Origin of the sequence: Fibrella aquatica (assembly GCF_041321135.1) — a bacterium.
GTDB lineage: Bacteria > Bacteroidota > Bacteroidia > Cytophagales > Spirosomataceae > Fibrella > Fibrella aquatica.
Genome location: NZ_JBGGWF010000001.1, coordinates 723,400 through 749,390, shown reverse-complemented (window position 1 = coordinate 749,390; position 25,991 = coordinate 723,400). Strand labels below are relative to the sequence as shown.

At 50.5% G+C, this 25,991-nt stretch carries 26 protein-coding genes; 10 read left to right on the top strand and 16 right to left on the bottom strand.

The features are described 5' to 3' along the window. Positions 1-2,766 (bottom strand): SdrD B-like domain-containing protein (locus ACAW87_RS02830; protein WP_370721628.1); only part of this gene is annotated, 2,766 nt, incomplete at its 3' end. A gap of 2 nt (positions 2,767-2,768) precedes the next feature. Here ACAW87_RS02830 and ACAW87_RS02825 point away from each other — a divergent pair. Next, positions 2,769-3,182 carry a hypothetical protein gene (locus ACAW87_RS02825; RefSeq protein WP_370721627.1) on the top strand — a complete coding sequence of 138 codons (414 nt, stop codon included), beginning with the start codon at positions 2,769-2,771 and terminating at the stop codon, positions 3,180-3,182. Positions 3,183-3,624: 442 nt separating this feature from the next. Here the strand turns inward: ACAW87_RS02825 and ACAW87_RS02820 are convergent, their stop codons facing one another. Genes ACAW87_RS02820 through ACAW87_RS02805 form a run of 4 tightly spaced genes read right to left on the bottom strand, consistent with a single transcriptional unit; the run spans position 3,625 to position 9,299 of the window. Next, positions 3,625-6,891: a hypothetical protein gene (locus ACAW87_RS02820; RefSeq protein ID WP_370721626.1), complete on the bottom strand. Its 3,267-nt coding sequence runs from the start codon at positions 6,889-6,891 to the stop codon at positions 3,625-3,627. 39 nt (positions 6,892-6,930) lie between these two features. Next, the gene (locus ACAW87_RS02815) at positions 6,931-7,992 is read right to left on the bottom strand and encodes an NAD(P)/FAD-dependent oxidoreductase (protein WP_370721625.1); all 1,062 of its coding nucleotides are present in this window, start codon (positions 7,990-7,992) and stop codon (positions 6,931-6,933) included. Then, positions 7,989-8,705, bottom strand: a complete 717-nt coding sequence (cmk, locus tag ACAW87_RS02810) for a (d)CMP kinase (RefSeq protein ID WP_370721624.1) — start codon at positions 8,703-8,705, stop codon at positions 7,989-7,991. Before cmk ends, ACAW87_RS02815 begins: the two co-directional genes overlap by 4 nt. Positions 8,706-8,750: 45 nt before the next feature. Beyond that, positions 8,751-9,299: a GNAT family N-acetyltransferase gene (locus ACAW87_RS02805; protein WP_370721623.1), complete on the bottom strand. Its 549-nt coding sequence runs from the start codon at positions 9,297-9,299 to the stop codon at positions 8,751-8,753. Positions 9,300-9,537: 238 nt separating this feature from the next. Here ACAW87_RS02805 and ACAW87_RS02800 point away from each other — a divergent pair, with 238 nt between their 5' ends. Beyond that, positions 9,538-10,104: a cupin domain-containing protein gene (locus tag ACAW87_RS02800; RefSeq protein ID WP_370721622.1), complete on the top strand. Its 567-nt coding sequence runs from the start codon at positions 9,538-9,540 to the stop codon at positions 10,102-10,104. A 12-nt stretch (positions 10,105-10,116) separates the two neighbouring features. Then, positions 10,117-10,962: a helix-turn-helix domain-containing protein gene (locus tag ACAW87_RS02795; protein ID WP_370721621.1), complete on the top strand. Its 846-nt coding sequence runs from the start codon at positions 10,117-10,119 to the stop codon at positions 10,960-10,962. Between the two features lie 11 nt (positions 10,963-10,973). Here the strand turns inward: ACAW87_RS02795 and ACAW87_RS02790 are convergent, their stop codons facing one another. The 8 genes from ACAW87_RS02790 to ACAW87_RS02755 all read right to left on the bottom strand — a co-directional run bounded on the left by ACAW87_RS02790 (position 10,974) and on the right by ACAW87_RS02755 (position 16,462). Beyond that, positions 10,974-11,135, bottom strand: a complete 162-nt coding sequence (locus tag ACAW87_RS02790) for a hypothetical protein (RefSeq protein WP_370721620.1) — start codon at positions 11,133-11,135, stop codon at positions 10,974-10,976. 33 nt (positions 11,136-11,168) lie between these two features. Then, positions 11,169-11,369 carry a helix-turn-helix transcriptional regulator gene (locus tag ACAW87_RS02785; protein ID WP_370721619.1) on the bottom strand — a complete coding sequence of 67 codons (201 nt, stop codon included), beginning with the start codon at positions 11,367-11,369 and terminating at the stop codon, positions 11,169-11,171. Then, positions 11,366-11,827: a hypothetical protein gene (locus tag ACAW87_RS02780; RefSeq protein ID WP_370721618.1), complete on the bottom strand. Its 462-nt coding sequence runs from the start codon at positions 11,825-11,827 to the stop codon at positions 11,366-11,368. The genes ACAW87_RS02785 and ACAW87_RS02780 overlap by 4 nt, the downstream gene beginning before the upstream one ends. A gap of 110 nt (positions 11,828-11,937) precedes the next feature. Further along, positions 11,938-12,267, bottom strand: coding sequence for an L-rhamnose mutarotase (locus ACAW87_RS02775; RefSeq protein ID WP_370721617.1), 330 nt, complete (start codon positions 12,265-12,267; stop codon positions 11,938-11,940). 60 nt (positions 12,268-12,327) lie between these two features. Continuing rightward, on the bottom strand, positions 12,328-13,602 hold the full coding sequence (gene fucP, locus ACAW87_RS02770) for an L-fucose:H+ symporter permease (protein WP_370721616.1): 1,275 nt from the start codon (positions 13,600-13,602) through the stop codon (positions 12,328-12,330). 128 nt (positions 13,603-13,730) lie between these two features. Next, positions 13,731-14,513 carry an L-fucose dehydrogenase gene (locus ACAW87_RS02765; protein ID WP_370721615.1) on the bottom strand — a complete coding sequence of 261 codons (783 nt, stop codon included), beginning with the start codon at positions 14,511-14,513 and terminating at the stop codon, positions 13,731-13,733. Positions 14,514-14,783: 270 nt separating this feature from the next. Continuing rightward, positions 14,784-15,608: an amidohydrolase family protein gene (locus tag ACAW87_RS02760; RefSeq protein ID WP_370721614.1), complete on the bottom strand. Its 825-nt coding sequence runs from the start codon at positions 15,606-15,608 to the stop codon at positions 14,784-14,786. Then, on the bottom strand, positions 15,605-16,462 hold the full coding sequence (locus ACAW87_RS02755; RefSeq protein ID WP_370721613.1) for a fumarylacetoacetate hydrolase family protein: 858 nt from the start codon (positions 16,460-16,462) through the stop codon (positions 15,605-15,607). Before ACAW87_RS02755 ends, ACAW87_RS02760 begins: the two co-directional genes overlap by 4 nt. A 137-nt stretch (positions 16,463-16,599) precedes the next feature. Between ACAW87_RS02755 and ACAW87_RS02750 the strand changes: the two genes are divergently transcribed. Continuing rightward, on the top strand, positions 16,600-17,226 hold the full coding sequence (locus tag ACAW87_RS02750; protein ID WP_370721612.1) for a Uma2 family endonuclease: 627 nt from the start codon (positions 16,600-16,602) through the stop codon (positions 17,224-17,226). 62 nt (positions 17,227-17,288) lie between these two features. Beyond that, complete coding sequence (locus ACAW87_RS02745; RefSeq protein ID WP_370721611.1) at positions 17,289-17,957, top strand: hypothetical protein; 669 nt, start codon at positions 17,289-17,291, stop codon at positions 17,955-17,957. A 29-nt stretch (positions 17,958-17,986) separates the two neighbouring features. On the opposite strand, the gene ACAW87_RS02740 is transcribed toward ACAW87_RS02745, so the two are convergent. Then, entirely contained in the window at positions 17,987-18,892 is a 906-nt protein-coding gene (locus ACAW87_RS02740; RefSeq protein WP_370721860.1) for a hydrogen peroxide-inducible genes activator, read from the bottom strand. A gap of 116 nt (positions 18,893-19,008) precedes the next feature. Here ACAW87_RS02740 and ACAW87_RS02735 point away from each other — a divergent pair, with 116 nt between their 5' ends. From ACAW87_RS02735 to hemH, 3 genes are all read left to right on the top strand, one after another. Continuing rightward, positions 19,009-19,773, top strand: coding sequence for a hypothetical protein (locus ACAW87_RS02735; RefSeq protein ID WP_370721610.1), 765 nt, complete (start codon positions 19,009-19,011; stop codon positions 19,771-19,773). Between the two features lie 163 nt (positions 19,774-19,936). Beyond that, positions 19,937-20,884 (top strand): hypothetical protein, encoded by a 948-nt coding sequence (locus ACAW87_RS02730; RefSeq protein WP_370721609.1) that lies wholly within the window; start codon positions 19,937-19,939, stop codon positions 20,882-20,884. Between the two features lie 48 nt (positions 20,885-20,932). Then, positions 20,933-22,012 carry a ferrochelatase gene (hemH, locus tag ACAW87_RS02725; RefSeq protein ID WP_370721608.1) on the top strand — a complete coding sequence of 360 codons (1,080 nt, stop codon included), beginning with the start codon at positions 20,933-20,935 and terminating at the stop codon, positions 22,010-22,012. A 162-nt stretch (positions 22,013-22,174) separates the two neighbouring features. Here hemH and ACAW87_RS02720 read toward each other — a convergent pair whose 3' ends face one another. Continuing rightward, the gene (locus ACAW87_RS02720) at positions 22,175-22,573 is read right to left on the bottom strand and encodes a Dabb family protein (protein WP_370721607.1); all 399 of its coding nucleotides are present in this window, start codon (positions 22,571-22,573) and stop codon (positions 22,175-22,177) included. 90 nt (positions 22,574-22,663) lie between these two features. Between ACAW87_RS02720 and ACAW87_RS02715 the strand changes: the two genes are divergently transcribed. Further along, positions 22,664-23,719: a zinc dependent phospholipase C family protein gene (locus tag ACAW87_RS02715; protein WP_370721606.1), complete on the top strand. Its 1,056-nt coding sequence runs from the start codon at positions 22,664-22,666 to the stop codon at positions 23,717-23,719. Positions 23,720-23,724: 5 nt separating this feature from the next. Here ACAW87_RS02715 and ACAW87_RS02710 read toward each other — a convergent pair whose 3' ends face one another. Further along, entirely contained in the window at positions 23,725-24,597 is an 873-nt protein-coding gene (locus tag ACAW87_RS02710) for a sugar phosphate isomerase/epimerase family protein (RefSeq protein ID WP_370721605.1), read from the bottom strand. Positions 24,598-24,677: 80 nt separating this feature from the next. Between ACAW87_RS02710 and ACAW87_RS02705 the strand changes: the two genes are divergently transcribed. After that, a complete protein-coding gene (locus tag ACAW87_RS02705; protein WP_370721604.1) occupies positions 24,678-25,892 on the top strand; it encodes a class I SAM-dependent rRNA methyltransferase in 1,215 nt (404 codons plus the stop codon). Positions 25,893-25,991: the final 99 nt, after the last annotated feature.

The following is a 25,991-nucleotide window of genomic DNA, read 5'->3' as shown; positions in this document are numbered from 1 at the left end:
TGGGTTGTTCTCACCAGAGGCTAAAGTCACACTCTGGCTACGACCTGTAATCGGGTCAGCGTCAGAGTCCAGTGACTTATCCGTACCTGACAACGGCGTTGTAGTCGAGAAGCCTGATGGAGCCGTGAAGCCCACTACGTAGCTATTCGACGCACCTGGGGTCAGACCCGTGAATGAGTAGGCACCGTTTACGTCCGTAGTAGTCGTGGCGATGGCCGAACCGTTCTGATACAGCGTTACCGTCACCCCTTGAATTGGGCTGTCACCCGCATCCTGCGTACCGTTGCGATTGGTGTCGTTAAACACATAGTCACCCAGCGAAGCAGGACGGAAGAAACCAGCGTCAACCGTGGGGTTGAACTCGTCAGCCGTCAGCGAATACACACCCGTCAAACCAGTAGTCCGGTCAGCGTCTGAATCAAGAGCATCGTTGCCGACACCTACCAGCGTTGGCTCGAAACCGGCTGGCTTACCGAAGCCGACCACGTATGGTGTGCCCGGCGTCAGACCCGTGAACGAGTAAGCACCGTTAACATCCGTAGTAGTGGTAGCGATAGCCGAGCTGTTGGTATACAGCGTTACCGTCACCCCTTGAATTGGGCTGTCGCCCGCATCCTGAATACCGTTGGCATTCTTATCTTCAAATACATAGTCGCCCAGACCCGCCGTTGGCTGGTAGAAACCAGCATCGATCGTTGGGTTGTTCTCACCAGAGGCTAAAGTCACACTCTGGCTACGACCTGTAATCGGGTCAGCGTCAGAGTCCAGTGACTTATCCGTACCTGACAACGGCGTTGTAGTCGAGAAGCCTGATGGAGCTGTGAAGCCTACCACGTAGCTGTTTGACGTACCTGGCGTCAGACCCGTGAACGAGTAGAAGCCTGTAGAGTTCGTCGTTGTGGTAGCTACAGCCGAACCGTTCTGGTAGAGCGTTACTGTCACACCCGGAATCGGGCTGTCACCCGCATCCTGAATACCGTTCCGATTGGTGTCGTTAAACACATAGTCGCCCAGTGAGGCAGGACGGAAGAAACCAGCGTCAACCGTAGGGTTGAACTCATTGGCCGTTAACGAATAAGTACCCGTCAATCCAGTTACCAGATCGGCATCCGAATCAACAGCATCATCGCTACCTACGCCTAACGCTGTCGGCTCAAAACCAGCTGGCTTACCGAAACCAACCACATATGGTGTGCCTGGGGTCAGACCCGTGAACGAGTAAGCACCGTTTACATCCGTGGTCGTAGTGGCAATAGCCGAAGAATTTGTATACAGGGTAACAACTACGCCTGGAATGGCTACGTCACCCGCATCCTGAATACCGTTGGCATTCTTATCTTCAAATACATAGTCGCCCAGACCCGCCGTTGGCTGATAGAAACCAGCATCAATCGTTGGGTTGTTCTCACCAGAGGCTAAAGTCACACTCTGGCTACGACCTGTAATCGGGTCAGCGTCAGAATCCAGCGTATCATCTCCTATGTTAGCCGAAGTAGACTCAAAGCCCGAAGGCTTGCCAAATCCTACTACATAACTATTCGACGTACCTGGGGTCAGACCCGTGAAGGAGTAGAAGCCCGTAGAGTTCGTTGTTGTGGTAGCCACAGCTGAACCATTCTGATACAGCGTCACCGTCACACCCGGAATTGGGCTGTCACCTGCATCCTGAATACCGTTCCGATTCGTGTCATTAAATACGTAATCTCCCAATGAGGCTGGTTTAATATAGCCAGCATCGAGAGTAGGATTAAACTCTCCAGCCGTCAAAGTCACGGATAGACTTCTGCCTGTTAAGGGGTCAGCATCGGAATCTTTCGACCGATCAGTTCCTGACAGTGGCGTTGTTGTGGTGAAGCCAGCCGGAGCAGTAAAGCCTACACTGTAACTAAGCGACGTACCGGGGGTCAGACCTGTAAACGAGTATGCGCCCGAAGCATCGGTCGTTGTTGTAGCAATGGCCGAACCATTAAGGAAGAGTGTTACCGTTGCACCAGGAATCGGCACATCGCCCGCGTCCTGAATACCGTCGGCATTTTTGTCTTCAAATACAAAATCGCCCAAACCTGCCGTCGCACCTGGGTTAACCAGAATATTACAACAGTTACTTACATCACAACCATTGAGTTTTCCTGAAAACGAAAATATACCGGGCGCCTTGATGACAAGGTTACCGGATGCATCAACACTTGCTTCAGTAGTTGCTCCTGTAATTGGGTTACCATTCACCAGCCAGGTAACCGCACTAAAGTTGGCTGGCTTATCAACGGTGTACTCGTCGCCTTCATACCAGGTTAGTGGTACAGAGAAACAGGCGTTGTCATAGTCATCTTCTACCAGCGAACCATTGCCGGGAGTAGAGTTAGCATCAGTGCCATCCATCGAAGCAATTTCTGCCGCGTTGAATGAAACACCTTCTCCTTCCACACGGGTAGTAATAAGGAGTGTAACGGTTTGGCCGGGGTTCACCGTACCAACAGTCCAGCTTCCTGTAGAACCAACCGCATCAAAACTGAACGTTCCAATTGAGGCTGTCGATGACAGATAGGTAGACAAGCCTGCCGTGATAGATTCACTTACAATCACACTGGTAGCAGTTGCCGACCCGGTGTTTGTAACAGCTACCGTATAAGTAACCAAATCACCCAACGCGGGTGAAGCATTACTGATCGACTTCTCGAGTTTGAGATTAACCGTCGGCGCTTGTGCAAAAGCGCCTGATGCCAGACCCAATAGCATAAACACCGCTACGAAGGCTCGCAACAGCATTGATGAGCTACCAGAAGAAGGAGGCCCTATGTGCTTATGCAGAAACGCGACAAAATAAGTCCAAAAGGAGCTTATTCGGCGCAGAGACTGGTTTTGTAGAAAGATATCATTCATTGCATGCGGGGAAATTTGTAAGCTGGATAGATTGCCAAATGGAAAGTATCTGGATCGTTGATCAGGTGGTTCTGCCCATCGGGGTGGCCTTTCCAGACGATTACCGGTTAATGGTTGTCCCGAAAAACAAACCGGCTTTTGAGCAACCTCAAGCTCCAGAAACCGTGACGCAAAGCTCCACGCTCCCAGCATGTACCCAAATTGAAGGATCAACCGCTCCAGGAAACAAAGTAACCGACCGCCGAAAGCGGGCTGAGCACGTTTGTCCAGAGTCAATATCGATGCTGAATCAACCTGATTGAGGACTTTTTTCAATGTAGATGTTACGTTCATCTGCGATGGAATTAGAAGCGTTTAATGGGGTCCGTTAGCCAACAGATATACGCTCAGTTCGGACCTGATGCCCGTGCGAAAGTCACGAACACAGTGCAGACCAGAAAGAAGGCTATGGTTCGCTCTATTTTCATCTAAAACTATGCCAAAGGCGGCCGGGTATCGGGCAAATACACGTATACCCAATGTTACGGGCAAGTCACTAGCTATTCGTGTTTACGAACTACCATTTTCGTACACCAACCGTACCGACACCTCTGTATATTCAGATAGAAAAGAGTTGCAGGACAGTTAGCGAAAACTATGCCAAATAAAGGCTCCACTAAGCAATAGCACTTAAGCATCTCCCCATATAGACACAAAAAAAACCCGCCTAAGCGGGTTTCTTTTCACTACAATGTGTCGCAAAAATTAGAAGTCATACCCTAATGTCAGGTACGCAGTAGGGCTATTAACGGTCTTGTTTTCGATTCCCCAGGCATAGTCAAACTTCACGTAATAACCCAGCAACATCGTCCGTACGCCGGCACCATAACCAATCAGGAAAGGGTTTTGAAAATTAGTTATCGTTACACGAAATGGAGTTGGCGGGCCACCAAAACGCTCCGTGTTCAAGCTGTTCTCCCGGCTAAATGGGCCACTTGTTCCATTCCAGGCAGTACCAATATCGGTGAAACCAACAAGCTGAAGATTACGCAGGAAGTTCGATGTGATATTGCCTCTGTACAGGTAACGAATCAATGGAAAACGTAATTCAGCATTGAACAGCAAGTGGCTGTTGCCAACCAGCTTGCCCTGCCGGAAACCACGGAGCGGCGCCGCAAAATCCAGAAAGAACAAGTCTCTGATATTATTACGTACCTCAGTAATGTAGAGCGGGTTAGTAGCGGTTTCTTCTCGCTGAGTGTTTATCCAGTTTTCCATCCCTCCTACTGCACTTTGTTTCGGAGCTGCTCCCCCCGACTGACCGTACGATAAACGCAGGGCCAACACCAGATCACGATGAATATGCTGGTAATGCCGAATGTCGGCCGAGAGTCGGTTAAACGATTCATTTACACCGCGCAACCCGGTATAATTATCATACCGAACCTTAAAACGGGTGCCCTCGATCATGTTCATGCCGCTGACCTTTGTATTATCGAACACCACTTCAGCCCGCGCACCGGCATAATCGGATACGGCATCGGGTTGCCCCTGCCCTTGAAACGACAAGTCGATCTGACGGGTTAAAGCGTAGAAAGGCGATACTGAGAACCGAGTATTTACCGAGATTGGGTAAGCGGCCGTTAAGGCGACTTTATTGTATCGGAAACGCTGACTAAACTCGCCCGCATCCAGAAACAGGGTCTGGCGATCGACCCGAACGCCATAATCAACCCGGTGTTTCAGGTTCTGGTACTCAGTCCATAAATCACTATTCTTCAGATTGGTCGTAATAAACAGGCCCCCTTTTACGATATGATTTTCAAGCAAGTCATTTAAGGCTATGTTCTGAACGTACCCAAATCCACGGATCGGGTCTATGCGCCAGGCCGAACTCGCATCATTCATGACGAACAATCCCTGGTATTCAAACGGGCCGCGAACAGTTACGTTTTCCCGGCGACGATTCCGTGGCAAAGGTGCGTTCAAACCAGGAACGGTAGCTTGGGCAGCCGTAGAAGCGGCCCGGCGCTGCCGATATTCGGCCGCCTTCAAAACGTCGGCATCAAACTCATACTGGTCTGTGTCTACCTCGCCCGGAGCCAGTACCATACGCTTAGGAGGGGCTACCGTAACCGAATTGACTGGTGTCGTTCTAGCAACTGTATCACGAACCATCGTTGTACTGTCACGAGCGGGTGCGGGCTTTGGGGTTGGCTTGGCAACAAGGCGAGGGCTCATAGCTATGGCCCGCTGCGTAGTGGGTAAGGCCGCTACGGCGTTGGCTAGTTGCGACCGGAAACCAATGTATACTGAGCCTTCCTGAATGCTGCTGTAAACAAATCCTCCGTTGGCGGGCAGATAGTCGTATTGCAAAATTCCACTGGGTAATGCCGTTACTGCCGTTTCCGATTGCTCGTCGATAAGCCGCTTGTATACATTGCGAATACCTGTTTGCTCGCTCACATAGAACAGAGTATTCTCATTGGCACCAATGGGCGCCAGTGCCTGATACGTAGAATCGGTTAATCGGCGAGCAGATGACACACGAGCTGTACCTTCAATGGTAAAAATACTGAACTGATCACGTATCGATTTGTACGTCCCCTTGTCTGCGTTCAACGTGTCTAACCGGCGATTCGAGGAAAACACAATCTGCCGACCCGACCGCCCCACAAATCGTGGATTAAGATCGTCGTACAAATCGTTGGTCAACTGCTGATAATTGTTCCGATTCAGGCTATACAGGAACAGGTCGTTCTGACCTCTCCGAACGGCACTTAAAACTAGACTACCTCCATCGGTCGAAGCATCCATACTGGTTACCTGCGCCAACCCACTAATTCCCTGACTGAGTACGCGCTTGGGTCGTTTTTTCAACGACGCATCCAGATCGCTATATATATATAGGAACGGTCTGCCTTTTTCTTCCAGCAAAATAACCAGGCGGTTATCGCGTTGCCAGGCTACCAACGGCATGTTCGGTTTATACGTTAGCCCGTCGAGCCGGTACCCTCCCGACATGAGACTGTACCTTTTTTGAGTAGTTGTGTTCACTACCTCTACACTATACTTCCCGTCACGAACGGTTGTGTAAGCAAGCAGTGACTTATCCGGGCTTAATTTCAGACTATTTAACTGAACGGGCGTTTTAGAACCAGACAGCTTAATTCGGAAATCATCCGGGTTGGTTTTGAATGCGCCGGCAAACGGCGATGCCTGCACGGTATAATACTCGCGCCAATCGCGTAGGAATCGGTTGTACGAAATACCCAGGGTGCTCTGAATGCTTTTCTGCTCATCCCGAATAATACGAGTCAGATTCAGAATATTCGAAATGTTATCACGACCATATTTCTGACCAATGTAATTCCAGATCGACTGCCCTACCCGTTCCGCATCCATTCCCGACAGCGTAGACGGTTTACGTACCGGATCATTGATAGAGGCATCGCGCATGTAGTCGTCAAGTTCAGGACTCCACCCTTCGGCTACATACGAGGCCATACCCGGCATAAACCAGTTGGGTAGTGTCAGTAGCAACGAACTTTGTAACGCATCTTTCAAACTACCGCCGTACAGCATATCGTACACGAACAGCATTGTAACATTACGCAGTAACTCTTTACGGAAACTGACCTGATCGCCCGAGAACGCCAGCTCTACCCGCGACTTCGACAGGTCGAGTTCACGGCGAGTCATCTCACCGAGGGTAGTTACGCCAATGTTACTTTGGGCAAGCTCCTGCGGTGAATTGTACAGAAAGATCTTAATGCGATTGTAAGGCGTGTAGCCAAGCAGTTCGGTAATCCGATCGAAATCAGATTCGGCATACTGCGCGGCCAGATTAGCCAGTTGCTCACCGTCTTCATAGAAGTAAATCTCGAAGTTCGAAGTCCGCACCGTTTTCCACTCGAACGTTCGATATTGGATCCGGTTTTTACCAAACTGTTCGAGCGACGGATAATTCTGCCCCCAAGCCGACGTACCTGCAACCAGGCACAATAATGAAAAGATATATAGCTGACGCATAAGCATCCCGAGTAAAAAACAAGTCAGACAAACTGCACTTTATAACGAATGAAAACGGCTAATATTCACGGCCGGATTGATTTCTTTACCCAATAACATATGATCAGCGAAATCATGGGCCAAATACGGCGCCAACGACACTCCTTTCGTCCCCATTCCACCAAATATACCAACAGCCGGATACGTTTGATGCCAGCCCACAAACGGCCGCCGATCGTTGGTCGAAGGCCGAATACCCGCCTGCTGATCAATCACGGTAAACGGAATGGTGAGCAGTGCACGGGCCTTCGTCTCTAAGAACGACCGCCCCACGTCGGTTGTTTTCCAATCTAGTTCGTGCCACGAATAGGTAGCCCCAATCCGAATGCGCGTCGGTGACAGGGGCATCACGAAAATACCCTGATTGACAATGTTCGTCAAGGGATAGTTGGCAACTTCGGCAGTCAGAATTTCGCCTTTCACCACATTGTAAGGCAATGTCTGAAAGAGCGGGTTAGACTCACCATGCGGCCCTTCGCAAAAGACAACATACCGATATTTTTTTCCCAGGTACGTTACCGAGTCAGCTTGTATCTGTAACTCTTTGGTATGTACCTGATCTAGACTAAACTTCTCTTTTTCAATAAAATAAGCCCGAACAGCGGTAATAAAAGCAGGCAGATCAACCCAACCCGCCTGTGTCACCTGAATGCCGCCAAAGGGGTTATTGATAACAGTTGAATAACTCGATTCGTCGACATCGTGCCTGAAGTAAGGCTGCAGGTCAGGGTCAGCGGCAATGGTCTGATAGAGATTCCGCTCCTTTTCGTCGCGATAAGGCCGATACACGTCGAGCGACGTAAAAAACGAAGCATCGAGTTGATGTTCGGCATCGGAATAGAAGCGATGCAGGTACGGAAAAAGTCGATCTGCCTCCCAGGTTCTTACCAGCTTACGACCCGTCAGTGGGTTTACAATGCCTGCCGCTACGGCCGAGGCAGCGGGTAGTTGGGCCGACGAAACAACATGAACCGACAAACCCCGCTGTTGCAGGGTCAGGGCCAACACTGAACCCGCAACGCCCTGTCCAACAATCAGGACATCGGCCGACGACAGGCTCATGAGTGAGCCCGTCCGAAATGTCCCTGCCGATGCAACTCTGCAATACGACGGTCGGCGAGTTCAATGACCCATTCTACCTGTTCATCAATCATCATAAATGAGGTATCGAGCAAGACGGCATCGGAGGCTTGCGAAAGCGGACTTTCGGAGCGGGTGCTGTCGATATGATCGCGCTTTTCGAGGTTACGCACAATCTCGTCGAGGTTCACCATCTCACCTTTTTCGAGCAGTTCAACCTGCCGACGTTTGGCCCGGATGAACGTATCGGCGGTCATAAACACTTTTACTTCCGCATCCGGAAAAACCTTGGTACCAATATCGCGGCCATCCATGACAACGCCGCGTTTACGGCCCATTCGCTGTTGTTGCGATACCATGGCGCGACGTACTTCCACGATGGTGCTCACCTCGCTGACCATATTGGAAATATACATTTTCCGAATTTCTTCTTCTACGTTGAGTCCGTTAAGACATGTCTCGTTTCGGCTCGTTTTCTCGTTGAAATTAAACGATACGTGCAGTTTTTCCAGAGCGTCGGCCACCTCCTTCGGATTGGTGTAGGTGACGTGATTCTGATGAAAGTACAAACTCACCGCGCGGTACATGGCTCCGGTATCGATGTAGGCGTAACCCATTCGGGCGGCAACGGCTTTGGCCGTGGTGCTCTTCCCGCAGCTCGAATATCCGTCTACGGCAATGATGATTTTCGACATGCAAAAGGGGCTAATAAGTCCGCAAAGAAACCACAAACGGGGCGTTTATGAAAGTTGGTTTTTGCGCGCCTGATACTCTTCGCGCAATATGGCATAGATATGCTCGTCTAAGAAACGGTTGTTTTTAACGGCCGCTTTCCGGTGGATGGCTTCGTGCCGGAACTGTGTTCGCTCCAGTACCCGCATCGACCCTTCGTTACCTTCTAACACACAGGCATAGATGCGATTGACCTGCGAATTTTTGAAAATGTAATCGACCAGAACAGGTAATACTTCGGTGATAATACCCTGACCCCAATGCTTTTCTGAAAGCCAGTACCCTATCTCGGCGTTGAACCGGTAAATGTCGTCACGGACAGTATAACCTACATTACCAACAGCTTCACCATTTACCTCAATTGCCAGATTACTAGGTAGTTGCAATGTTCGATTAGAACGTACCCAGGCCGTGGCATCACGCATACTGTAGGGATACGGAAAGAAATCACGGACCCAATTCCAGATATTCCGGTTACTGGCATGGCGCGATAACGGCTCCTCGTCACCCTCACGCCAGGGGCGAAGCAGACAGGTATTTAATTGAAAGTGCGTCAAAAGGCAGCGGATTTTTGCCTAAACTACAAGTTTATCTCGCGAAATAACAACGGGCAGGCCGCTTTGTTGGCATAACATTATCCTATCTGGCTATAACCGGGCCGAATTCATAGCGTACGGCTAATGAGGATACCTATGCAGAAAAGTCTGTTTCCCACTTCCCAAAAACCGCCGTTTTTTACCACCAGACCGCCAGTAGTATCGCCCATTTTTGTCTCGCACTTAAACAAAACCGAACATGCAACGAAGAACATTCCTGGCTACGGCCATGGTGGCCCCTACTCTTGGTTCATCAATAGCAACTATGCCGACAACGCAGTCTGCCCCGGGTACCCAGCCCCAAAAAGGCTTTATGGTTAAGGCGGGAGAAGCCCGCTTCGGCGTGCATACACCCTTCAAAGGCGTCAATCCCAACGACCTCAAAGTATCGTCGAAGGACACCAACGGTGCGTTGTCGGTATTTGAGTACATAGGCAGGGAGAAGACCGGTCCATCGCTACACGTTCATTTTGACCAAGACGAAATCTTCTATATCATCGAAGGAAATTACCGCTTTCAAGTTGGCGATGAAACTGTATTGGCCGGCCCCGGCGACACGGTATTTAGTCCCCGTAACGTACCCCATACCTGGATTCAGTTATCAGACGCTGGGAAACTTGTATATTCGGTTCAGCCTGCCGGTAAACTGGAAGATTTTTTTACGCTGATGAGCCAGATGACTGGGCCGCCTACCGTCGAAGAAAGTGAAGCCATTCATCGGGCACATGGCATGAAGGTAATAGGCCCGCCACTGTCGCTCGAGTAAAACGGATCGTTTATGCTTGTTCACTATTTTCAGCCCAACCCTGCTCTGCGTGAATACGTCAGGCTATTTCAGATTGTCCATTTCGTTTTCGATGACAGCGTCGTTCTGCCGGTCAAGCCGTATTGGCCCCGGCCAGAACACTGTTTGGCTTTTTATACCCGACACACTGAAACAGTCAGGTACGTTGGCAACGACACGCCACTCCAAAAACCCCGGTCAGCACTGATCGGACAGCCGTCTATCGTCACGAACCGACATGTTGGGCGGGAATTCTTATTGTTTCAGGTCGTTTTTCAACCCGGAGCCCTCTTTCGACTCACCGGCCTTCCTGTTCAGGAGTTGACTAATCAATTTATCGATGCTGAAGCCCTTTGGGGGCCAGAGATTCGTTTGGTTAATGAGCGGCTGAACAGCACCAACAATTACACCGATATGACCGCTATCGTTGAACTGTTCATCCGTGTCTTAATCGACACCCGGAGCAGCAGGCAGTCGCGCTACAGCATCAGGCCAATCGACAAAGTGAGTCAGTTTATGCTCACCAATCCAACTCCCGTTTCACTCGATTGGCTGGCCAGTCAGGCCTGTTTGAGTACAAGGCAATTCTACGAACGCTTTGTAGAACGATTAGGTATCAGCCCTAAACTATACAGCCGGATTATCCGCTTCGATAACGCCATGAAGATCAGCAATGCACAGCCAGGGAAAGACTGGTTGAGCATTGCGCTTGAAGTAGGGTATCATGATTACCAGCATATGGCGCGTGATTTTAAGGAATTTACCACTCTCACCCCCGCCGAATTCTCAAAACAGGAAAGCCAAGCCCCCGAGCGCGCATTCGGAATCATTGAGACCTAACGGAGCAACGACTATAAATCACGGGCCTTAACCCGCACAGGCTTCCCGTCGCGCTCGATAATGAGGGTCTTGTTTTCCAATTTGGCCCGCTTTAGCATTTTTTGGTGATCAGTTACAAAACCCTGCATTACTAATGCCCCTAAATCCTGGTCGCTTTTTACGTTACTTTCCATAACTTCTTGTTAGACTGTCCCATAAACACAGCACTAATCGGTCTCTTCCAGGCTAAATAGCACCTCCACCGGTTTGGCAAATACGGTGGCCAGTTTAAGTGCTAGCACCGTCGAGGGAACGTACCTACCGGTTTCAATAGAGTTGATCGTTTGCCGACTGACTCCTATACGCTCAGCCAGATCACCCTGCGACAGGTTTGCCTCGGCCCGCGCTATTTTCAGTTTGTTCTTCATGCCGCCATTAGTTGGTTATTCCGGTAAATCAACCAGCGGAAACGTAATATAAAGATCAACAGTGGAGTAAACAGGTTATATACCAACACTGAAGAATAACTGAATCCATAAACGAGTAGGGTGGCCATAATCAACAAGATATAGTTGATAAGCAAACTCCACTGAAGTGATTTAAGTCTGATTTGAGCGATCATTTCGTCTTCTACAGCTTCGCGAGAAAAAGTAACAAAGCCCATTCCAGTAATTAAACTTACGATACTAAACGTGTCGGTCAGGTTCAGATCGTCTGTGTGAAACCGCCTGTATTCGGCTGTTAGTGGATGTACAGGAACTGTGATTGTTAGCCAGTCAATAGAATATCCATAGGCGTTGACGAGAAAGCTAAGCAGTAAGGCAGGAATGAGAATCGACCAGCCAATGTGCTGAAATCGATGTGGTAAAAGCAAGTGAGATCGCATATATAGTGTAAAGTTTATTTAACAGCACAAGTATCAAGCAAACTTTTCACATTGTCAAGTAAACTTGTCATTTATTTTCAAACCTATAAGGCCCTTAAGACCTTATAAGTTTAACCCAGACCATAAATCTGGTCCATCAGTACCCATTTTTCGCCGGGTTTCGCGCCGGGAATGGGTTGTTGGTAGCCCCACATGAGTTGTTCCCAGACCTGCACGGCTGGGTTATCAGCATCCATTTGGGCTTTACGCTCGAAGGAAAACGTCTCATCGGTTTCCATGATCATGAATAGCCGGTTACCAAACCGATAGATATTCATGGCCGTAACGCCCGCCTCCCGGATGCTCGCCTCTATCTCGGGCCGTGGGTTGGCGTGGTGGTGTTCATACTCGGCAATCAGAGCCGGGTCATCTTTCAAATCAAGCGCAAGGGCGTAGGTCATATACGTAACGCGGACTTCAGTCCGCCGATCTAAAGCATGCGGACTGAAGTCCGCGTTACATTACTCTTCAACAACGTGTCCTCTCCAGCCGTACCAGGCGATGACCGTCAGGCAGAGCATGGGCACCACGTAGGCGATTTGGATGTTGGTTTGGTCAGAAATCCAGCCCATCAGAAGCGGGCAGAACGCGCCACCAGCGATCGACATCACCAGCAGCGAAGAGCCAAGTTCACGGTCTTCATTCAGCTTATTGATACCCAGCGCGAAGATGGTCGGGAACATGATCGACAGGAAAAATGGTACGGCAAACAACGCCCACACCGCCACCTGCGATTGCGATGACAGCGCCACCGCCAACAGCGCCATGCAAATCACGGCATAAATCGTGAGCAGTCGGTGCGGTGCAATATAGCGCATCAGGAACGTACCTGTAAACCGGCCAATCAGGAAACCCAGCATAGCAAAACCAAGCAGTTCGGCGGCCGCTTTTTCGGGAATATCGCTGGTAAATTTGGCAAAGCGGATAAAGAAACTCGTTACACAAACCTGCGTACCCACGTAGAAAAATTCAGCACCAATACCGCCAACCAGTTGCTTGTGCGACAGGGCCGTACGCAACGTAGAGACACGTTCGCTCACGTGGGTATGCACGTTCGGCAGTTTAATGAACACGAACAAGACCAGCACCAGCAGCACCAGACCGGCAATGATGAGGTAGGGCAGTTTTACCGAGTCGGCTTCAAATTGCAGGTACGTATCCAGTTGAGCCGGGGTCATAGCCGCCAGTTCACTCTGCGTATGTTCGATGCCACTCAAAATCAGCTTCCCTCCTATCAGTGGAGCCAGAAACGACCCCAACCCGTTAAACGACTGACTCAGGTTCAGCCGCGTAGTAGCCGAATCGGGTGGGCCAAGAAGCGTGACGTATGGATTGGCCGCCGTTTCCAGAAAGGCACAACCCGACGCAATGATGAACAACGCACCCAGAAACAGGCCATAAATACGGGTATTGGCGGCAGGTACGAACAGCAACGCGCCAACAGCGTACAAGGCCAAACCCATCAGAATACCCTGCTTATAGCCATATTTCTTCATGACCAGACCAGCCGGAATAGCCATCAGAAAATAGCCCAGATATACGGCTGAGTCGATAAAGGCTGATTGTAAATCTGTTAATTGACAGGCTTTTTTCAGGTGTGGAATCAGGATAGGTTCCAGGTTGTGAACGAATGCCCAGAGGAAAAACAAACTCGTCACCAACGCAAAAGCGAGTGTGTACGATTGGGCCGGGGTGCCCGGTGGTTTGGTAGCAGGAGTAACAGGAATGGCAGCCATTTTTAGTAAGGGAAGGTTTAGGGAGAGAGTTTGTGGTTTGTTGTGTGTGGTTTGTGGTTGCGCTGCTTGCCATCGTGATCGTGATTTAGCAGCGCAACCACAAACCACACACAACAAACCACAAACCGTTAAGAAATTGACCGATCAAGGTGCGTGTAGCCGCCATCGACGTATACGAGTTGGCCGGTGGTGTGGCTCGACTGCGATGATAATAGAAAAGCGACGGCATTACCTAATTCAGTAGTCGTTGTCATCCGGTGTTCGAGCGGAATTTTACTGGTAATCTTTTGCAGTGTTTCTTCCGGATTGGGAAGCGTTTTAATCCAGCGTTCATACAGCGGTGTCCAGGATTCGGCCACAATAACGGCGTTTACGCGAATACCGTACGGCAGCAGTTCAACGGCCCATTCGCGAGTCAGGGCATTACGACCGCCGTTCGACGCGGCATACGCCGACGTACCTCCCTGACCCGTTGTAGCTACTTTGGAACCGATGTTGACTATACTACCTTTCGACGCTTTCAGCGCGGGCAGGGCGTGGTGCGCCATTAGGTAGTAGTGTACCAGGTTCTTGTGCAGCGACGACATGAAGCCTTCGTAACTGCCGTTTTCGAGCCCAACGCCGTCGTTCTCACCTGCGTTGTTCACCAGCCCGTCGATCCGGCCAAACTGAGCCATCACCTGCTCAATAGCCTGCTTACACGCCTCCGGCTGGGTTAACTCGGCCACGACGCCAAACGCTTTCCCACCTGCCTGTTCAATGTTGGCAACGGTGACGTCATTATTGCCAGCACTACGCCCAACAATGACGACGATAGCTCCCTCTGCGGCAAGTACGTGGCTAATGCCTTCGCCAATACCACGAGCCCCGCCAGTAACGATAATGACTTTATCTTTTAAGTGTAAATCCATGAGTTAGGATGCTGGATGTTAGATGTTGGATATTGGATATTAGATGCTGGACTCTAGACAATGGACTTCGTTAGACGTGACCTAAAGACTCTGGTCTGACGCTGAAATGAGTTGATCTGCTCCAAACATTGATCGAAAGGAAAGCCAGGCAATATCCATAGCCTGTTGCCAAATTCTCAGTTCTTTAAAATTATGCATAGAAACGGTGGGTGATGACGATGTATTGATTAATCAGGCTTCTCCAGCGTCCAGAATCCAATGTCTAAAATCCTATAAACTATAAAACTCAACTGCGTTGCCGCCGAATACTTTATTGCGTACTTCATCACCCCAGGGGGCCACATAATCCTCAATCAGCGTTTTCACCTGCGTGTAGTCGGCCGCCACGAGGCAAACGGGCCAATCGGACCCAAACAGCAACCGATCGGGGCCGAACTGCTCGAAAACCACGTCGAGATAAGGAAAGAAATCGGCTTTCCTCCAGTTTTTCCAATCCGCCTCCGTCACCATTCCTGATACCTTACAGGACACGTTCGGCTGTTTGGCAATCTCGGCCATGAAATTCGACCAGCGGTTTATCTCCTGTTTCCGAATAACAGGTTTAGCCAAGTGATCGATTACAAACTTCACGTCGGGTGCCGACCGCACCAAATGCAGGGCAGCTTTCAACTGCGACGGGTAGATCAGGATATCATACGTAAAGTCGAACGCAGCCAATTGCTGAATTCCTTTTACCACCTCGGGACGCATCAGAAAATCATCAGGTTCAGCCTGCGCTACATGCCGAAAACCACGAATTTCCTCAAACTGAGAATAGGCTTCCAGACGGTCGTAGAGGCCAGAAGCCCGCAAATCGACCCAGCCGACTACGCCCTTGACAATATCGTACGCCTGCGCCATACTGACCAGAAACATGGTTTCTTCATCAGACTGCGACGCCTGAACCGCCACACAGCCGTCGATCCCGTTGGCCTGTAGTACAGGCTCCAGATCGGCGGGCAAAAAATCACGGCGAATCGTCGCCATGTCGTCTGTAATCCAGCTATCCCGTTCGGGGTTATACAGCCAAAAATGCTGATGCGCGTCTATGGTCATAGTGAATACGAGACTGCTACTTGCCGTTGTTCGCCCAGGCCCTCAATACCGAGTTCGACTACATCGCCGGCGCTGAGGTAGCGGGGTGGTTTCAGACCGAGACCAACGCCGGATGGGGTGCCCGTTGAAATTACGTCGCCGGGAAGCAGGCTCATAAACTGACTGATGTAGCTAACGAGCGTAGGTACGTCGAAGATCATGTCGTCGGTGTTGGAATCCTGTAGCTTTTCGCCGTTGACAGACAGCCACAGGCCCAGCGCGTTCGGGTTTGGTACCTCGTCGCGCGTGACCAGATAAGGCCCCAGAGGAGCAAACGTGTCGCAGCCTTTCCCTTTCGCCCACTGACCGCCGCGTTCGAGTTGAAAAGCCCGTTCGCTATAATCGTTGATCACAGCGTAGCCCGCCACGTAGTCCATAGCGTCGTCGAGTTCAACGTAGCTGGCCCGTTTGCCAATGACCACGGCCAATTCGACTTCCCAGTCAGTTTTTTCAGACCGCTTCGGAATGACCACGTTATCGTTGGGGCCGCAAAGTGAAGTGGTCGATTTGAAGAACAAAATCGGCTCGGCCGGGGGGGTAGCGCCCGTTTCGGCGGCATGTTTGGCATAATTCAACCCGACACACACGATTTTCGACGGGCGTTTGATGCACGAACCAAATCGGGTATCGGCCGGCACGGGTGGACATTGAGGAGCATGAGCCGTAAGCCAATGCGCCAGCCGTTCGGGACCATCGGTAGCGAAAAAAGTTTCGTCGTAGTCGCCACCAAAGTGCGTAACGTCGAGGTGGCTACCGTCCGGCATCAATACACCGGGGTGCTCATGGCCATCGGGGCCGAAGCGAAATAGTTTCATAAAAATGCGTTTCTGTAGCGGACGAGTGTACTACCGCTTAACCAGTAATCGTACTCCGAGCCTCTATAAGCCTACGGAAGCCCAAGTTTAACCAGTTAGCGACAAAAAGGCCGGATCGTTTGTTAAATTTGTGTACGGTGACCACCAATTCTATGACCACGCTCGATCAACTCTGGCAAGCGCCTAACCTGCGCACCCTTCTGGACGAAGCCGAAGAAAAATGGCAGGACGAACAACGCCGTCGGCATCAGTTTTGGGCTGATGTGGATGAGAACGTCAAGTCGGAATTCATTCTCGGAGAGATAATCTATCACTCTCCTGTCTACGGACGTCATTGGAAAGCCTCGTCCCGAATTACCCGGCATCTAATGCCTTATGTCTACGATAACAAACTTGGCGAGATTGGCTACGAGAAGGTAATGGTCCGCTTGACTCGAAACGATTACGAACCAGATATCTGCTTTTGGAATGCTGAAAAATCGGCCGCTTTCGAACCAAAACAATCCGCTTTCCCGCCACCCGACTTTGTTGTCGAAATTCTGTCAGATAGTACCCGCGACCGGGACTATGGCATCAAAATGACGGATTACGCCTTACATGGCGTTCATGAATATTGGATTGTCGATACCGAAAAGGAAACCATTGAGCAGTATTTGCTGGATGGAACTACGTTTCGGTTAGCGCAAAAACTAAGAGGGGGAACATTAGTATCCGAAGCAGTCGATGGCTTTACAATTCACGTGAGCGACATCTTTGCCGACTAGCTACCACTACTTTTCACATGCCTCCATATACGACCTGCCCAACTCGGCTCGTTGTTAGGGCAATGTCCATAAATCCCGCCTTATACCGTACTGCCTCGGCTCCCGGTTTACTCACCGTTTGCCTTCTCGTGGGCTTGTCTGCCTGCCAGCGTCCTGTTGCCCAGTTTCAACGCAGCAACCGCGAGGTTTTCTACTCGCCGGCCCCGAAACAACTCGCCGATAAACACGCAGGTACGTTGCCTGCCGATCAGCAGGTTGATTCGATCAGCAACGTACCTGACGAAACTGAACGTACCCGGCAACCGCTGGCTTATGCCGAGGCAAACAGACCCGCCGAATCGACCGGCAGGCCAATGCCGACGCAGCATACGTACCCGATTGCCGAGCGGATTAGGCAACATCAGTCTAACGCACGGCGTCTGCTGACTCCCAACCCCGTTACTGCTGCCCGACCTGTTTCCGCGCCGGTTGCGATGAACGCCGTACAGCCTGGGCCAAAACCGAAAAAGAAAACATTACGTGAAATTCTTGGCCTGCCTGCCCGTAAAAAACTGAACTGGTGGCAACGCATTTCCTGGCAGCTCAAAGCCTCTATTGTTGTCATATCTATTGCGCTCGTTTTTGCAATTTTAAACGTCACCATACTGGCAATCATTTTCGGCGTCATCGGCGCACTGCTCCTGATTCGGGGCCTGAAGAAAAGCTTCAAGGTGAAGCGGCCCTGGTTCTAAGAAAAGCTAATCCCAGGCAGCATAGCCACCTATTCCCGGGCAAGTCCTTCGGGGAGGTTCACCAGAATCTCGCGGCGAAGGGCATTGATGAGGCCGCGTTTCAGAAAGCTTCGATGCATCACTAGGCTTACCTGGCGTACCGGTGGAACACCCGAAAATGGGCGTAACTGCTTCCGACGGGCCGCATCGAAATCCAGCGTAGCCAGATAGGGTAACAGTGTAAAACCATCCTGCCGGTCAATGAGCCTGACCAGCGTTTCCAGCGAACCTGTTTCATACCGCAACATCTTATTGCCCTGATGGCTGTTGCCACATAAATTCAGCACCTGATCCCGAAAACAGTGTCCCTCCGACAACAACCACAGCCCTTCGTTTTTCAGATCGTCGGGGCTGATTTTCTGCTTTTTCAATAGTTCGTTTCCCGTTGCCGCATAGAGCATAAAAGGCTCTTTGAACAAAGGAATCTCGACCATATTATTCTCGCGCAAGGGTGTAACCACGACGCCAACATCCAGCAAACCGGTACGTAGTCGCTCCACAATCTGCTCGGTTAGTAACTCCTGCAACTGAATGGTCACGGCCGGGTAACGCGCCATGAACGCGCTGATAAAATACGGCAACAGGTAGGGTGCCAGCGTTGGAATAATCCCTACTCGCAAGTCACCACCTACATCGTCGCGTGATTCTCTGGCCATTTCAGGAATACGACGAGATGCCTGCAACACCTCACGCGCCTGAGCCACAATAAGTTGCCCGGTTTCAGTAGGCACTACCGGGTGTTTCGACCGGTCGAATAGCAATACACCAAGTTCATCTTCGAGCTTCTGAATCTGCATGCTCAGCGTAGGCTGCGTTACGTGGCAGTGCTCGGCAGCGGTGGCAAAATGCCGGTGCGTATCGATAGCAACAATGTAATCAAGTTGGGTGAGGGTCATGGGAAGGAAGTTTACCGTTTTCATAGGTGTATTCGATATAAAACTAAATCGTATTGATGAAAGAAACGGGGGGAATCGGCTTTCTTTGTCTTCCAGTTCAAACCCAGTTATCATCGATGAACATCTATCGCTCTCTGCCTCTGTTGCTTTTGCTCCTGACCTCGCCTCTGCTGGCGCAAAAGAAAATGAATAATCCAGCGGCCAAAGACTTTGATTTAGCTGGGTCAGATGCCCGCGCCGTTCAGATCGCCGATGAAGTGATGGCGGCACAGGGAGGACGCAAAGCCTGGGATAACACCCACCACATTGCCTGGACATTTTTTGGTGCCCGCCGCCTTCACTGGAACAAATGGACCGGCGATGTACGGGTCGATAACCTTAAGAATGATCAGACCGTTTTGCTTAACATCAATACCGATAAAGGCCGCGTGTTTCGCAATGGAAAAGAAGAAACCAACCCCGACAGTGTAGCTCGGTTTGTTAAAGCAGCCAAGGGGGCCTGGATCAATGATTCGTACTGGCTTGTGATGCCTTACAAACTGAAAGATTCGGGGGTTACGCTGAAAGACCTGGGCACAGCCAATACCGAGGCCGGTCAACCCGCCGATCTGATTCAACTCACGTTTAAAGGCGTGGGTAATACACCCGACAATAAATACCATGTTTGGGTTGACAAAACAACCCGTCTGGTATCACAATGGGCCTACTACCCAAAATTCACGGACGAAAAGCCTGGTTTCATTTTACCCTGGACCGATTATCAAACGTTGGGGAAAATCAAACTATCGGGTAAGCGCGGCCCACGCGAACTATCAGATATCAAGGTGTTCGATTCTCTATCAGACGCGATCTACGTGAATTTCGATCGGCCGTCCCTGTAACGTTTTTGGGTTCTGTTGGCTCCAGCTCCGTTGGCTGAAGCCAACGGCAAAAAACCAGAAGTCCCCGTTGGGACTTTCCCTTCCAGTCCCAACGGGACTTTTCACTCATTGCTATTGGCTTCAGCCAATGGAGTTTTAGCCAACGGAACTGCTCTTCAGCGTTATGAATGTTCGCTCCTGCATTGTCTGGCTAGGTACGTTGCTGTGGGCTTCGGCGGCTTTCGCACAAACTGATTCAACTACCCTGAGCGATTCAACGCGTTTTCGGAATCACCGGTACAACGAATTTTTTCGGGGTAATCGCGACTTTTCGTATATCTCGCCAAGTGGTGAATTAGGTGCCCCCAGTAAGTACGTCATCAACGGTGAGTTGATTGCCAGTTATTTTTTGCTCGCCAATGCCAAATCGCGCTTGTCGGTTGCTGTAACGCAGCGTTTCATGGCTCGTACCCGCACAGACCGGTCTTCGCCAATTCGGACGCCAAGCTTCAGACTGGGCACGCAGATTTTCTACCGGTTAAGCAACAGCGTAACACAATACAGGTACGTTGAAGGGCAATTTTTTCATCACTCCAATGGGCAGGATGGCCCAACTTACCGGCCAAACGGCACGTTCAACACCGAAACCGGCGATTTTTCGACCGATTACCTACAGGCCACTTATAACTGGGGTACTCACTTAAGCCAGCGTTACGGTACCTACTATAATCTGGGCTATCGTTGGCACGCTCCTATCTTTAACCATTCAGAAGGGCTGGAAGGCAATTATGGCTTTGGCCGACTGCTGGGCCAGGCTACTTACCGACTATTTGCCCGAACGCAGACAGCATCTACGTCATCGATAACGACCGAACGGCTACGGCTAACACTACAGGCCTCCTATGCCGTCAATCAGTTGACCAACTGGCCACTGAACATAGCACGTCGCCGATTAAATACCGAGTTAAGTCTCTGGTATGTTCCACCCTTTAGCCATGATGCTGGTATCTTTGCCACCGCAGGTTATTACGGCGAAGATCCGTACAACATTTACTTCAATGACCGATACGCTTTTGTACGGTTTGGCATTGCGGCAGGTTTTACCCGTTACAATGACGAACGCATAAAGTGAAGGTCGACCTACCGTAAACCGATTTCGGCCAAAAACCGTTACCCACTCATGGAAGCCACTGCTTTACACTCTCCCCATACGACAGTTGCCGGAACTACGCCGAAACAGATCGGAAAAACCGGTGTTTTATTGGTCAATCTGGGTACCCCCGATAGCCCAAACGTACCCGACGTCAGGAAATACCTGCGTGAATTTTTGATGGACGGACGCGTTATCGACGTTCCCTACATCGTTCGTTTTCTGTTGGTAAATGGCATCATTGCGCCGTTCCGAGCACCGAAATCAGCGAAGGTGTACAAGGAACTCTGGAATGAAAACGGTTCGCCCCTGAAACACTACGGACACGTAGTGACGAAACTGGTGCAGGAACAACTGGGCGACGATTACGTGGTTCGTCTGGCCATGCGCTACCAAAGCCCAAGCATCGATACAGGCCTTGCTGAGTTTCAGCGGATGGGCCTGAACGATATTGTGGTCCTACCCTTCTTTCCGCAATATGCCTCAGCATCGACCGGGTCGGTGTATGAAAAGGTGATGGACATTCTGAAAACCTGGCAGGTGATTCCGCAGGTACGTTTCATTAACCGCTTTCTGGAACACCCCAAATTCATCCAGGGCTTTGTTGAGCGGGGCCGCAAGTACATGAACGAGCGGGAATATGATCACTACCTATTCAGCTACCACGGCCTGCCCGAACGGCAAATTCGCAAAGGTGACGTAGACAAAACGGTCTGTAAATTTGGTGAATGCTGTGCCTCATTACGGCCCGACAACCAGCATTGCTATCGCGCTCAATGCTTTGAAACGACTCGCCGGTTAGTGAAAGAGTTGGGTATTCCTGAAGGCAAGTACACCACAAGCTTCCAGTCACGCCTGGGCAACGATCCGTGGATTAAGCCCTACACCGATGACGAGATCAAGCTGTTTGCGGGCAAAGGCATCAAGAGCGTACTGGCGTTCTCACCCGCTTTTGTAGCCGATTGTCTGGAGACGACGATCGAAGTAGGCGAAGAATACAAAGAGCTATTTGAAGAACACGGCGGTGAGCACTGGCAGTTGGTCGAAAGTCTCAACGACAGCCCGCTTTGGGTTGAAGCCGTGGTTGATATGGTAAAAAAAGAGTCGTAAGTCGTAAGTCAATAGTCGATAGTCGCGCTGATGACGGACGTATTGAATCTTGCAGCGCGACTATCGACTATTGACTTACGACTTACGACTCTTTTTTAGTTTAAAATGCAGAAAGCCGAACGTTTCCACGTTCGGCTTTCTGCATTTTAAACTAAAAAAGGTTTACGGCTGTATCTCAGCGTTGATGACCAACGTCTTATCCCAGCTGTCTTTATTCTCATTAACAAACGCTTTGTACGCCGGATTTTGCTCGAACGCTTTCATGTCTTCTTCACTCTGAAAAGTCAGATAGTGCATGACGTCGTACTCAGAATCAGCCTTACCAACCAAAAACGTCTTGCCGGCCGTGTAACCAACGACCTGTGGAATTTCGTGCCGAAGGGCTGCAAAATCGCGCATATGCTTGTCAACAGCTTGCGGATTTGCATCATTTGTGAATGAAAAGCAGAAAATCTGCTGTTTCTGGGCTTTGCGAGCGGGTGAGTACGCTCCGTAGATTAATAAACCGAGGATGCAGAAGAGACCTACAATGAGGGCATATCCTTTAGTTTCGCGTTGCATTGATTTGGAATTTATGTCGTTTAACAAAATATTATTCGCTTTTGGTCGAGGTTTTATTTGTTACGTCTTATTGAGTCTTCAAATAGTACCATGACTACACAAATGTACAAGGATAGTATTTGGTTGGGTATTTTTTCGGGAAAATATTTTCGGAACACCTTTTTTGGCTTTTTTTCGCTTTGGACAGCTATCACCAATTTCGCGTTCGCCAACCCGCCGCGTCCGGCACCATTATCTCCGAAATGGGGGTTTTATGCTCACCAACAGATCAATCGGCTGGCGGTATTTACGTTGCCGCCCGAAATGATGCCGCTCTTCAAAAGCCGCATTCAGTTTCTGACCGATAATGCCGTTAATCCCGATAAACGTCGGTATGCCGTTGTCGGTGAAGCTCCCCGCCACTTCATCGATCTAGATGTATATGCCGACACCACCCGCGAAACACTGCCCCGCAGTTGGAGCGCCGCCGCCGAGCGATACGGCGCCGATACGCTGGCCATGCACGGCATCGTACCTTGGCACATTCAACTGGCCAAGTATCAGCTCACCGAAGCGTTTAAAGAACGGAACGTACCCAAGATTTTACGATTATCGGCCGATATAGGGCATTACATTGCCGATGCCAATGTGCCGCTGCATACCACCCGCAATTACAACGGACAGCTAACGGGCCAAACCGGTATTCACGGCTTCTGGGAGTCGCGCTTACCGGAGTTATTTTCAGGAAATTATGATGTGCTGGTCGGTGCCGCCGAATACATTGAACGCCCTCAGCAACGGGCATGGCGGGCTGTTTTTGACGCCCACGCAGCACTCGATTCTGTGCTGACGATTGAGCGGGAGATGACTGCCGAATTGGGCGACAGCAAAAAATGGAATTTTGAAGACCGGAATGGGCAAACCGTCAAGGTGTATTCCGAAGCCTTTGCCCGGCAATATCACGAACGGCTACGCGGGCAGGTAGAACGCCAAATGCGGGCGTCGATTAAAATGGTAGGCGATTTCTGGTACACCTGTTGGGTCGACGCCGGGCAGCCCGACCTGACAAAACTGGCCCGCCGACTGCCCGACGAAGCCGAACAAGCAGAAACAGCCGCCGAGCAACAAAGTTGGCTCAAGCGGCTGTTTAAAGTGCGGGAAGAGTGACCGGCCTAAAACTTGAATTTTTTCAGGTAATCGGCGTCGGCTTTCAGGCTCACCATGGATGGGCCGGGGTATTCTTCCTGCTCGATCAGGAAGTACTTCATACCGCTTTTGCGTGCCTGCTTTAGAATGGCTTTGTAGTTTACCTCTCCCTGGCCTAGGTCCTGCTGTACTACCTTACCGCTCGTCTCTTTTTTGTAATCCTTAATGTGACACAGTTCATAGCGATTGCCATATTGCTTCAGGTGATCGACGGTGCTTTGGCCAGCCGCTTCACTCCAGCACATATCGAGTTCGAACATCACATTCATTGGGTCGCAATGCGTAAGCAGATACTCTTGCGGCAATTTACCATCCAGCGGGCGGAACGAATAATCGTGGTTATGGTAGCCGAATTTCAGACCACCATTCCGAACCACTTCGCCTACCCGGTTAAAACTATCGGCAATGCGTTTCCAGTCGTCCCAGGTTTTCTGCGGGCCGATGTAAGGGCAAAGCATATAACTCAGACCAGCTCCATTAGCCATATCAATGTATTTCTGAAGCGTATCGGCGCTTTCCGATGCGCCTTTGAAATCGAAATGTGTACTAACCATCTTTACGCCAAGGCCATTCAGAAACGACTTCATAGCGGCGGGTTCCATTCCCCACAGAAAGCCTTTGTCGCCCTGATAGCTTTCAAACTGTTTGTAGCCCATCTGGGCCAGTTTTGTCATAACGCCTTTAGGATCAGCGGGCAACACATCACGAACGCTGTACAATTGAAGGCCAAACGTTTTTATGGAAGCGCCCAACGCCTCAGTCAGGGTTGAACTTAGCGCAACAGCACCCGCAGACAGAAGGCCCGCCTGCTTTAGAAAATCACGTCGATTGGTTTGCATTGATTAGTTGATTTGATAGATGAAAGTAGCTGAATTTGGCGATTTACCATTGCCCGCCAACGCTTCACTACCTTTGCAGCATGAATTACCCCAAAATTTTTCTGCAAAAAGGTCGCGAGCAAGCCGTGCGACGGTTTCACCCCTGGGTGTTCTCGGGCGCCGTTGCCCGCCGAGAAGGAGCTAAACCTGACAACAATATAGAGGATGGTGAAGTAGTCGAGGTCTTCGATAGTAAGGCAACGTACCTGGGAACGGGGCACTTCCATGACGGTAGCATTCAGGTACGTCTCTTCTCATTTGCGGCCCATACAAACGGTCAGTCCATCACGCCTGACGTTGATTTCTGGGCACAGAAACTCGTTCAGATTCGGGCGGTGCGCGCCAGCGTGATTCCACCACAGACCAACTGCTACCGCTTAATTCATGGCGAAGGCGATGGCTGTTCAGGCCTGATCATCGATATGTATGATGGCGTAGCGGTGCTTCAAGCTCACTCGATTGGCATGCACCGGCAGCGGCAGCCCATCGTAGAGGCGCTACAACGTGTTTTTGGGACAGACCTCGTAGCCGTTTACGACAAAAGCGCCGAAACCCTACCCGAACAGTACGCCGCTGGTGTGCAGAATGGTTACCGCTATGGCCGGGCAGAGACACCGCGTGCCGTTCAGGAGAATGGTCACACGTTTATGGTCGACTGGATTACGGGGCAAAAAACCGGCTTTTTCTTAGATCAACGCGATAACCGGCAATTGCTGGCGCGCTATTCGGCGGGAAAAAGCGTGCTGAATGCCTTCTGCTATTCAGGTGGTTTTTCAGTGTATGCACTGGCAGCAGGCGCTACAATTGTTCATTCGGTCGATGTATCGAAAAAGGCCATCGAACTGACCAATCAGAACGTGGCGGCTAATCCCGGTTTCGCCGGTGAACATGAGTCGATTGTGGCCGATGTGATGGATTACCTGAAAGAGCCCGCCACACCCACGTACGACATTGTGGTGCTTGATCCGCCTGCGTACGCCAAAAGTCTGTCGGCTCGGCACCGGGCCGTACAGGGGTACAAGCGTCTGAATGTAGAGGGGTTGAAACGGGTAGCACCAGGCGGCATTCTATTCACCTTCTCGTGTTCACAGGTGGTAGACAGGGAGTTGTTTTACAACACCGTTGTGGCCGCAGCCATCGAGGCGGGTCGTCAGGTACGTGTGCTGCATCACCTGAGCCAGCCCGCCGACCATCCGGTTAGCCTCTTTCACCCCGAAGGCGGGTACCTGAAAGGGTTGGTGTTGTGGGTAGAATGAACAAATTGTAATGAATAATGTATAATGCACAATGAACAATGTACTTCGCTCTACGAACGTCTCTGAGCGAAGCCATTGTACATTATTCATTATACATTG

Excerpts from the sequence above, each read along its gene's own strand:
- ACAW87_RS02825 (WP_370721627.1), top strand. The coding sequence starts at position 2,769 with ATGAGCTACCAGAAGAAGGAGGCCCTATGTGCTTATGCAGAAACGCGA.
- ACAW87_RS02820 (WP_370721626.1), bottom strand. The coding sequence starts at position 6,891 with ATGCGTCAGCTATATATCTTTTCATTATTGTGCCTGGTTGCAGGTACG.
- ACAW87_RS02815 (WP_370721625.1), bottom strand. The coding sequence starts at position 7,992 with ATGAGCCTGTCGTCGGCCGATGTCCTGATTGTTGGACAGGGCGTTGCG.
- cmk (WP_370721624.1), bottom strand. The coding sequence starts at position 8,705 with ATGTCGAAAATCATCATTGCCGTAGACGGATATTCGAGCTGCGGGAAG.
- ACAW87_RS02800 (WP_370721622.1), top strand. The coding sequence starts at position 9,538 with ATGCAACGAAGAACATTCCTGGCTACGGCCATGGTGGCCCCTACTCTT.
- ACAW87_RS02795 (WP_370721621.1), top strand. The coding sequence starts at position 10,117 with ATGCTTGTTCACTATTTTCAGCCCAACCCTGCTCTGCGTGAATACGTC.
- ACAW87_RS02790 (WP_370721620.1), bottom strand. The coding sequence starts at position 11,135 with ATGGAAAGTAACGTAAAAAGCGACCAGGATTTAGGGGCATTAGTAATG.
- ACAW87_RS02785 (WP_370721619.1), bottom strand. The coding sequence starts at position 11,369 with ATGAAGAACAAACTGAAAATAGCGCGGGCCGAGGCAAACCTGTCGCAG.
- ACAW87_RS02780 (WP_370721618.1), bottom strand. The coding sequence starts at position 11,827 with ATGCGATCTCACTTGCTTTTACCACATCGATTTCAGCACATTGGCTGG.
- ACAW87_RS02775 (WP_370721617.1), bottom strand. The coding sequence starts at position 12,267 with ATGACCTACGCCCTTGCGCTTGATTTGAAAGATGACCCGGCTCTGATT.
- fucP (WP_370721616.1), bottom strand. The coding sequence starts at position 13,602 with ATGGCTGCCATTCCTGTTACTCCTGCTACCAAACCACCGGGCACCCCG.
- ACAW87_RS02765 (WP_370721615.1), bottom strand. The coding sequence starts at position 14,513 with ATGGATTTACACTTAAAAGATAAAGTCATTATCGTTACTGGCGGGGCT.
- ACAW87_RS02760 (WP_370721614.1), bottom strand. The coding sequence starts at position 15,608 with ATGACCATAGACGCGCATCAGCATTTTTGGCTGTATAACCCCGAACGG.
- ACAW87_RS02755 (WP_370721613.1), bottom strand. The coding sequence starts at position 16,462 with ATGAAACTATTTCGCTTCGGCCCCGATGGCCATGAGCACCCCGGTGTA.
- ACAW87_RS02745 (WP_370721611.1), top strand. The coding sequence starts at position 17,289 with ATGTCCATAAATCCCGCCTTATACCGTACTGCCTCGGCTCCCGGTTTA.
- ACAW87_RS02740 (WP_370721860.1), bottom strand. The coding sequence starts at position 18,892 with ATGACCCTCACCCAACTTGATTACATTGTTGCTATCGATACGCACCGG.
- ACAW87_RS02735 (WP_370721610.1), top strand. The coding sequence starts at position 19,009 with ATGAACATCTATCGCTCTCTGCCTCTGTTGCTTTTGCTCCTGACCTCG.
- ACAW87_RS02730 (WP_370721609.1), top strand. The coding sequence starts at position 19,937 with ATGAATGTTCGCTCCTGCATTGTCTGGCTAGGTACGTTGCTGTGGGCT.
- hemH (WP_370721608.1), top strand. The coding sequence starts at position 20,933 with ATGGAAGCCACTGCTTTACACTCTCCCCATACGACAGTTGCCGGAACT.
- ACAW87_RS02720 (WP_370721607.1), bottom strand. The coding sequence starts at position 22,573 with ATGCAACGCGAAACTAAAGGATATGCCCTCATTGTAGGTCTCTTCTGC.
- ACAW87_RS02715 (WP_370721606.1), top strand. The coding sequence starts at position 22,664 with ATGACTACACAAATGTACAAGGATAGTATTTGGTTGGGTATTTTTTCG.
- ACAW87_RS02710 (WP_370721605.1), bottom strand. The coding sequence starts at position 24,597 with ATGCAAACCAATCGACGTGATTTTCTAAAGCAGGCGGGCCTTCTGTCT.
- ACAW87_RS02705 (WP_370721604.1), top strand. The coding sequence starts at position 24,678 with ATGAATTACCCCAAAATTTTTCTGCAAAAAGGTCGCGAGCAAGCCGTG.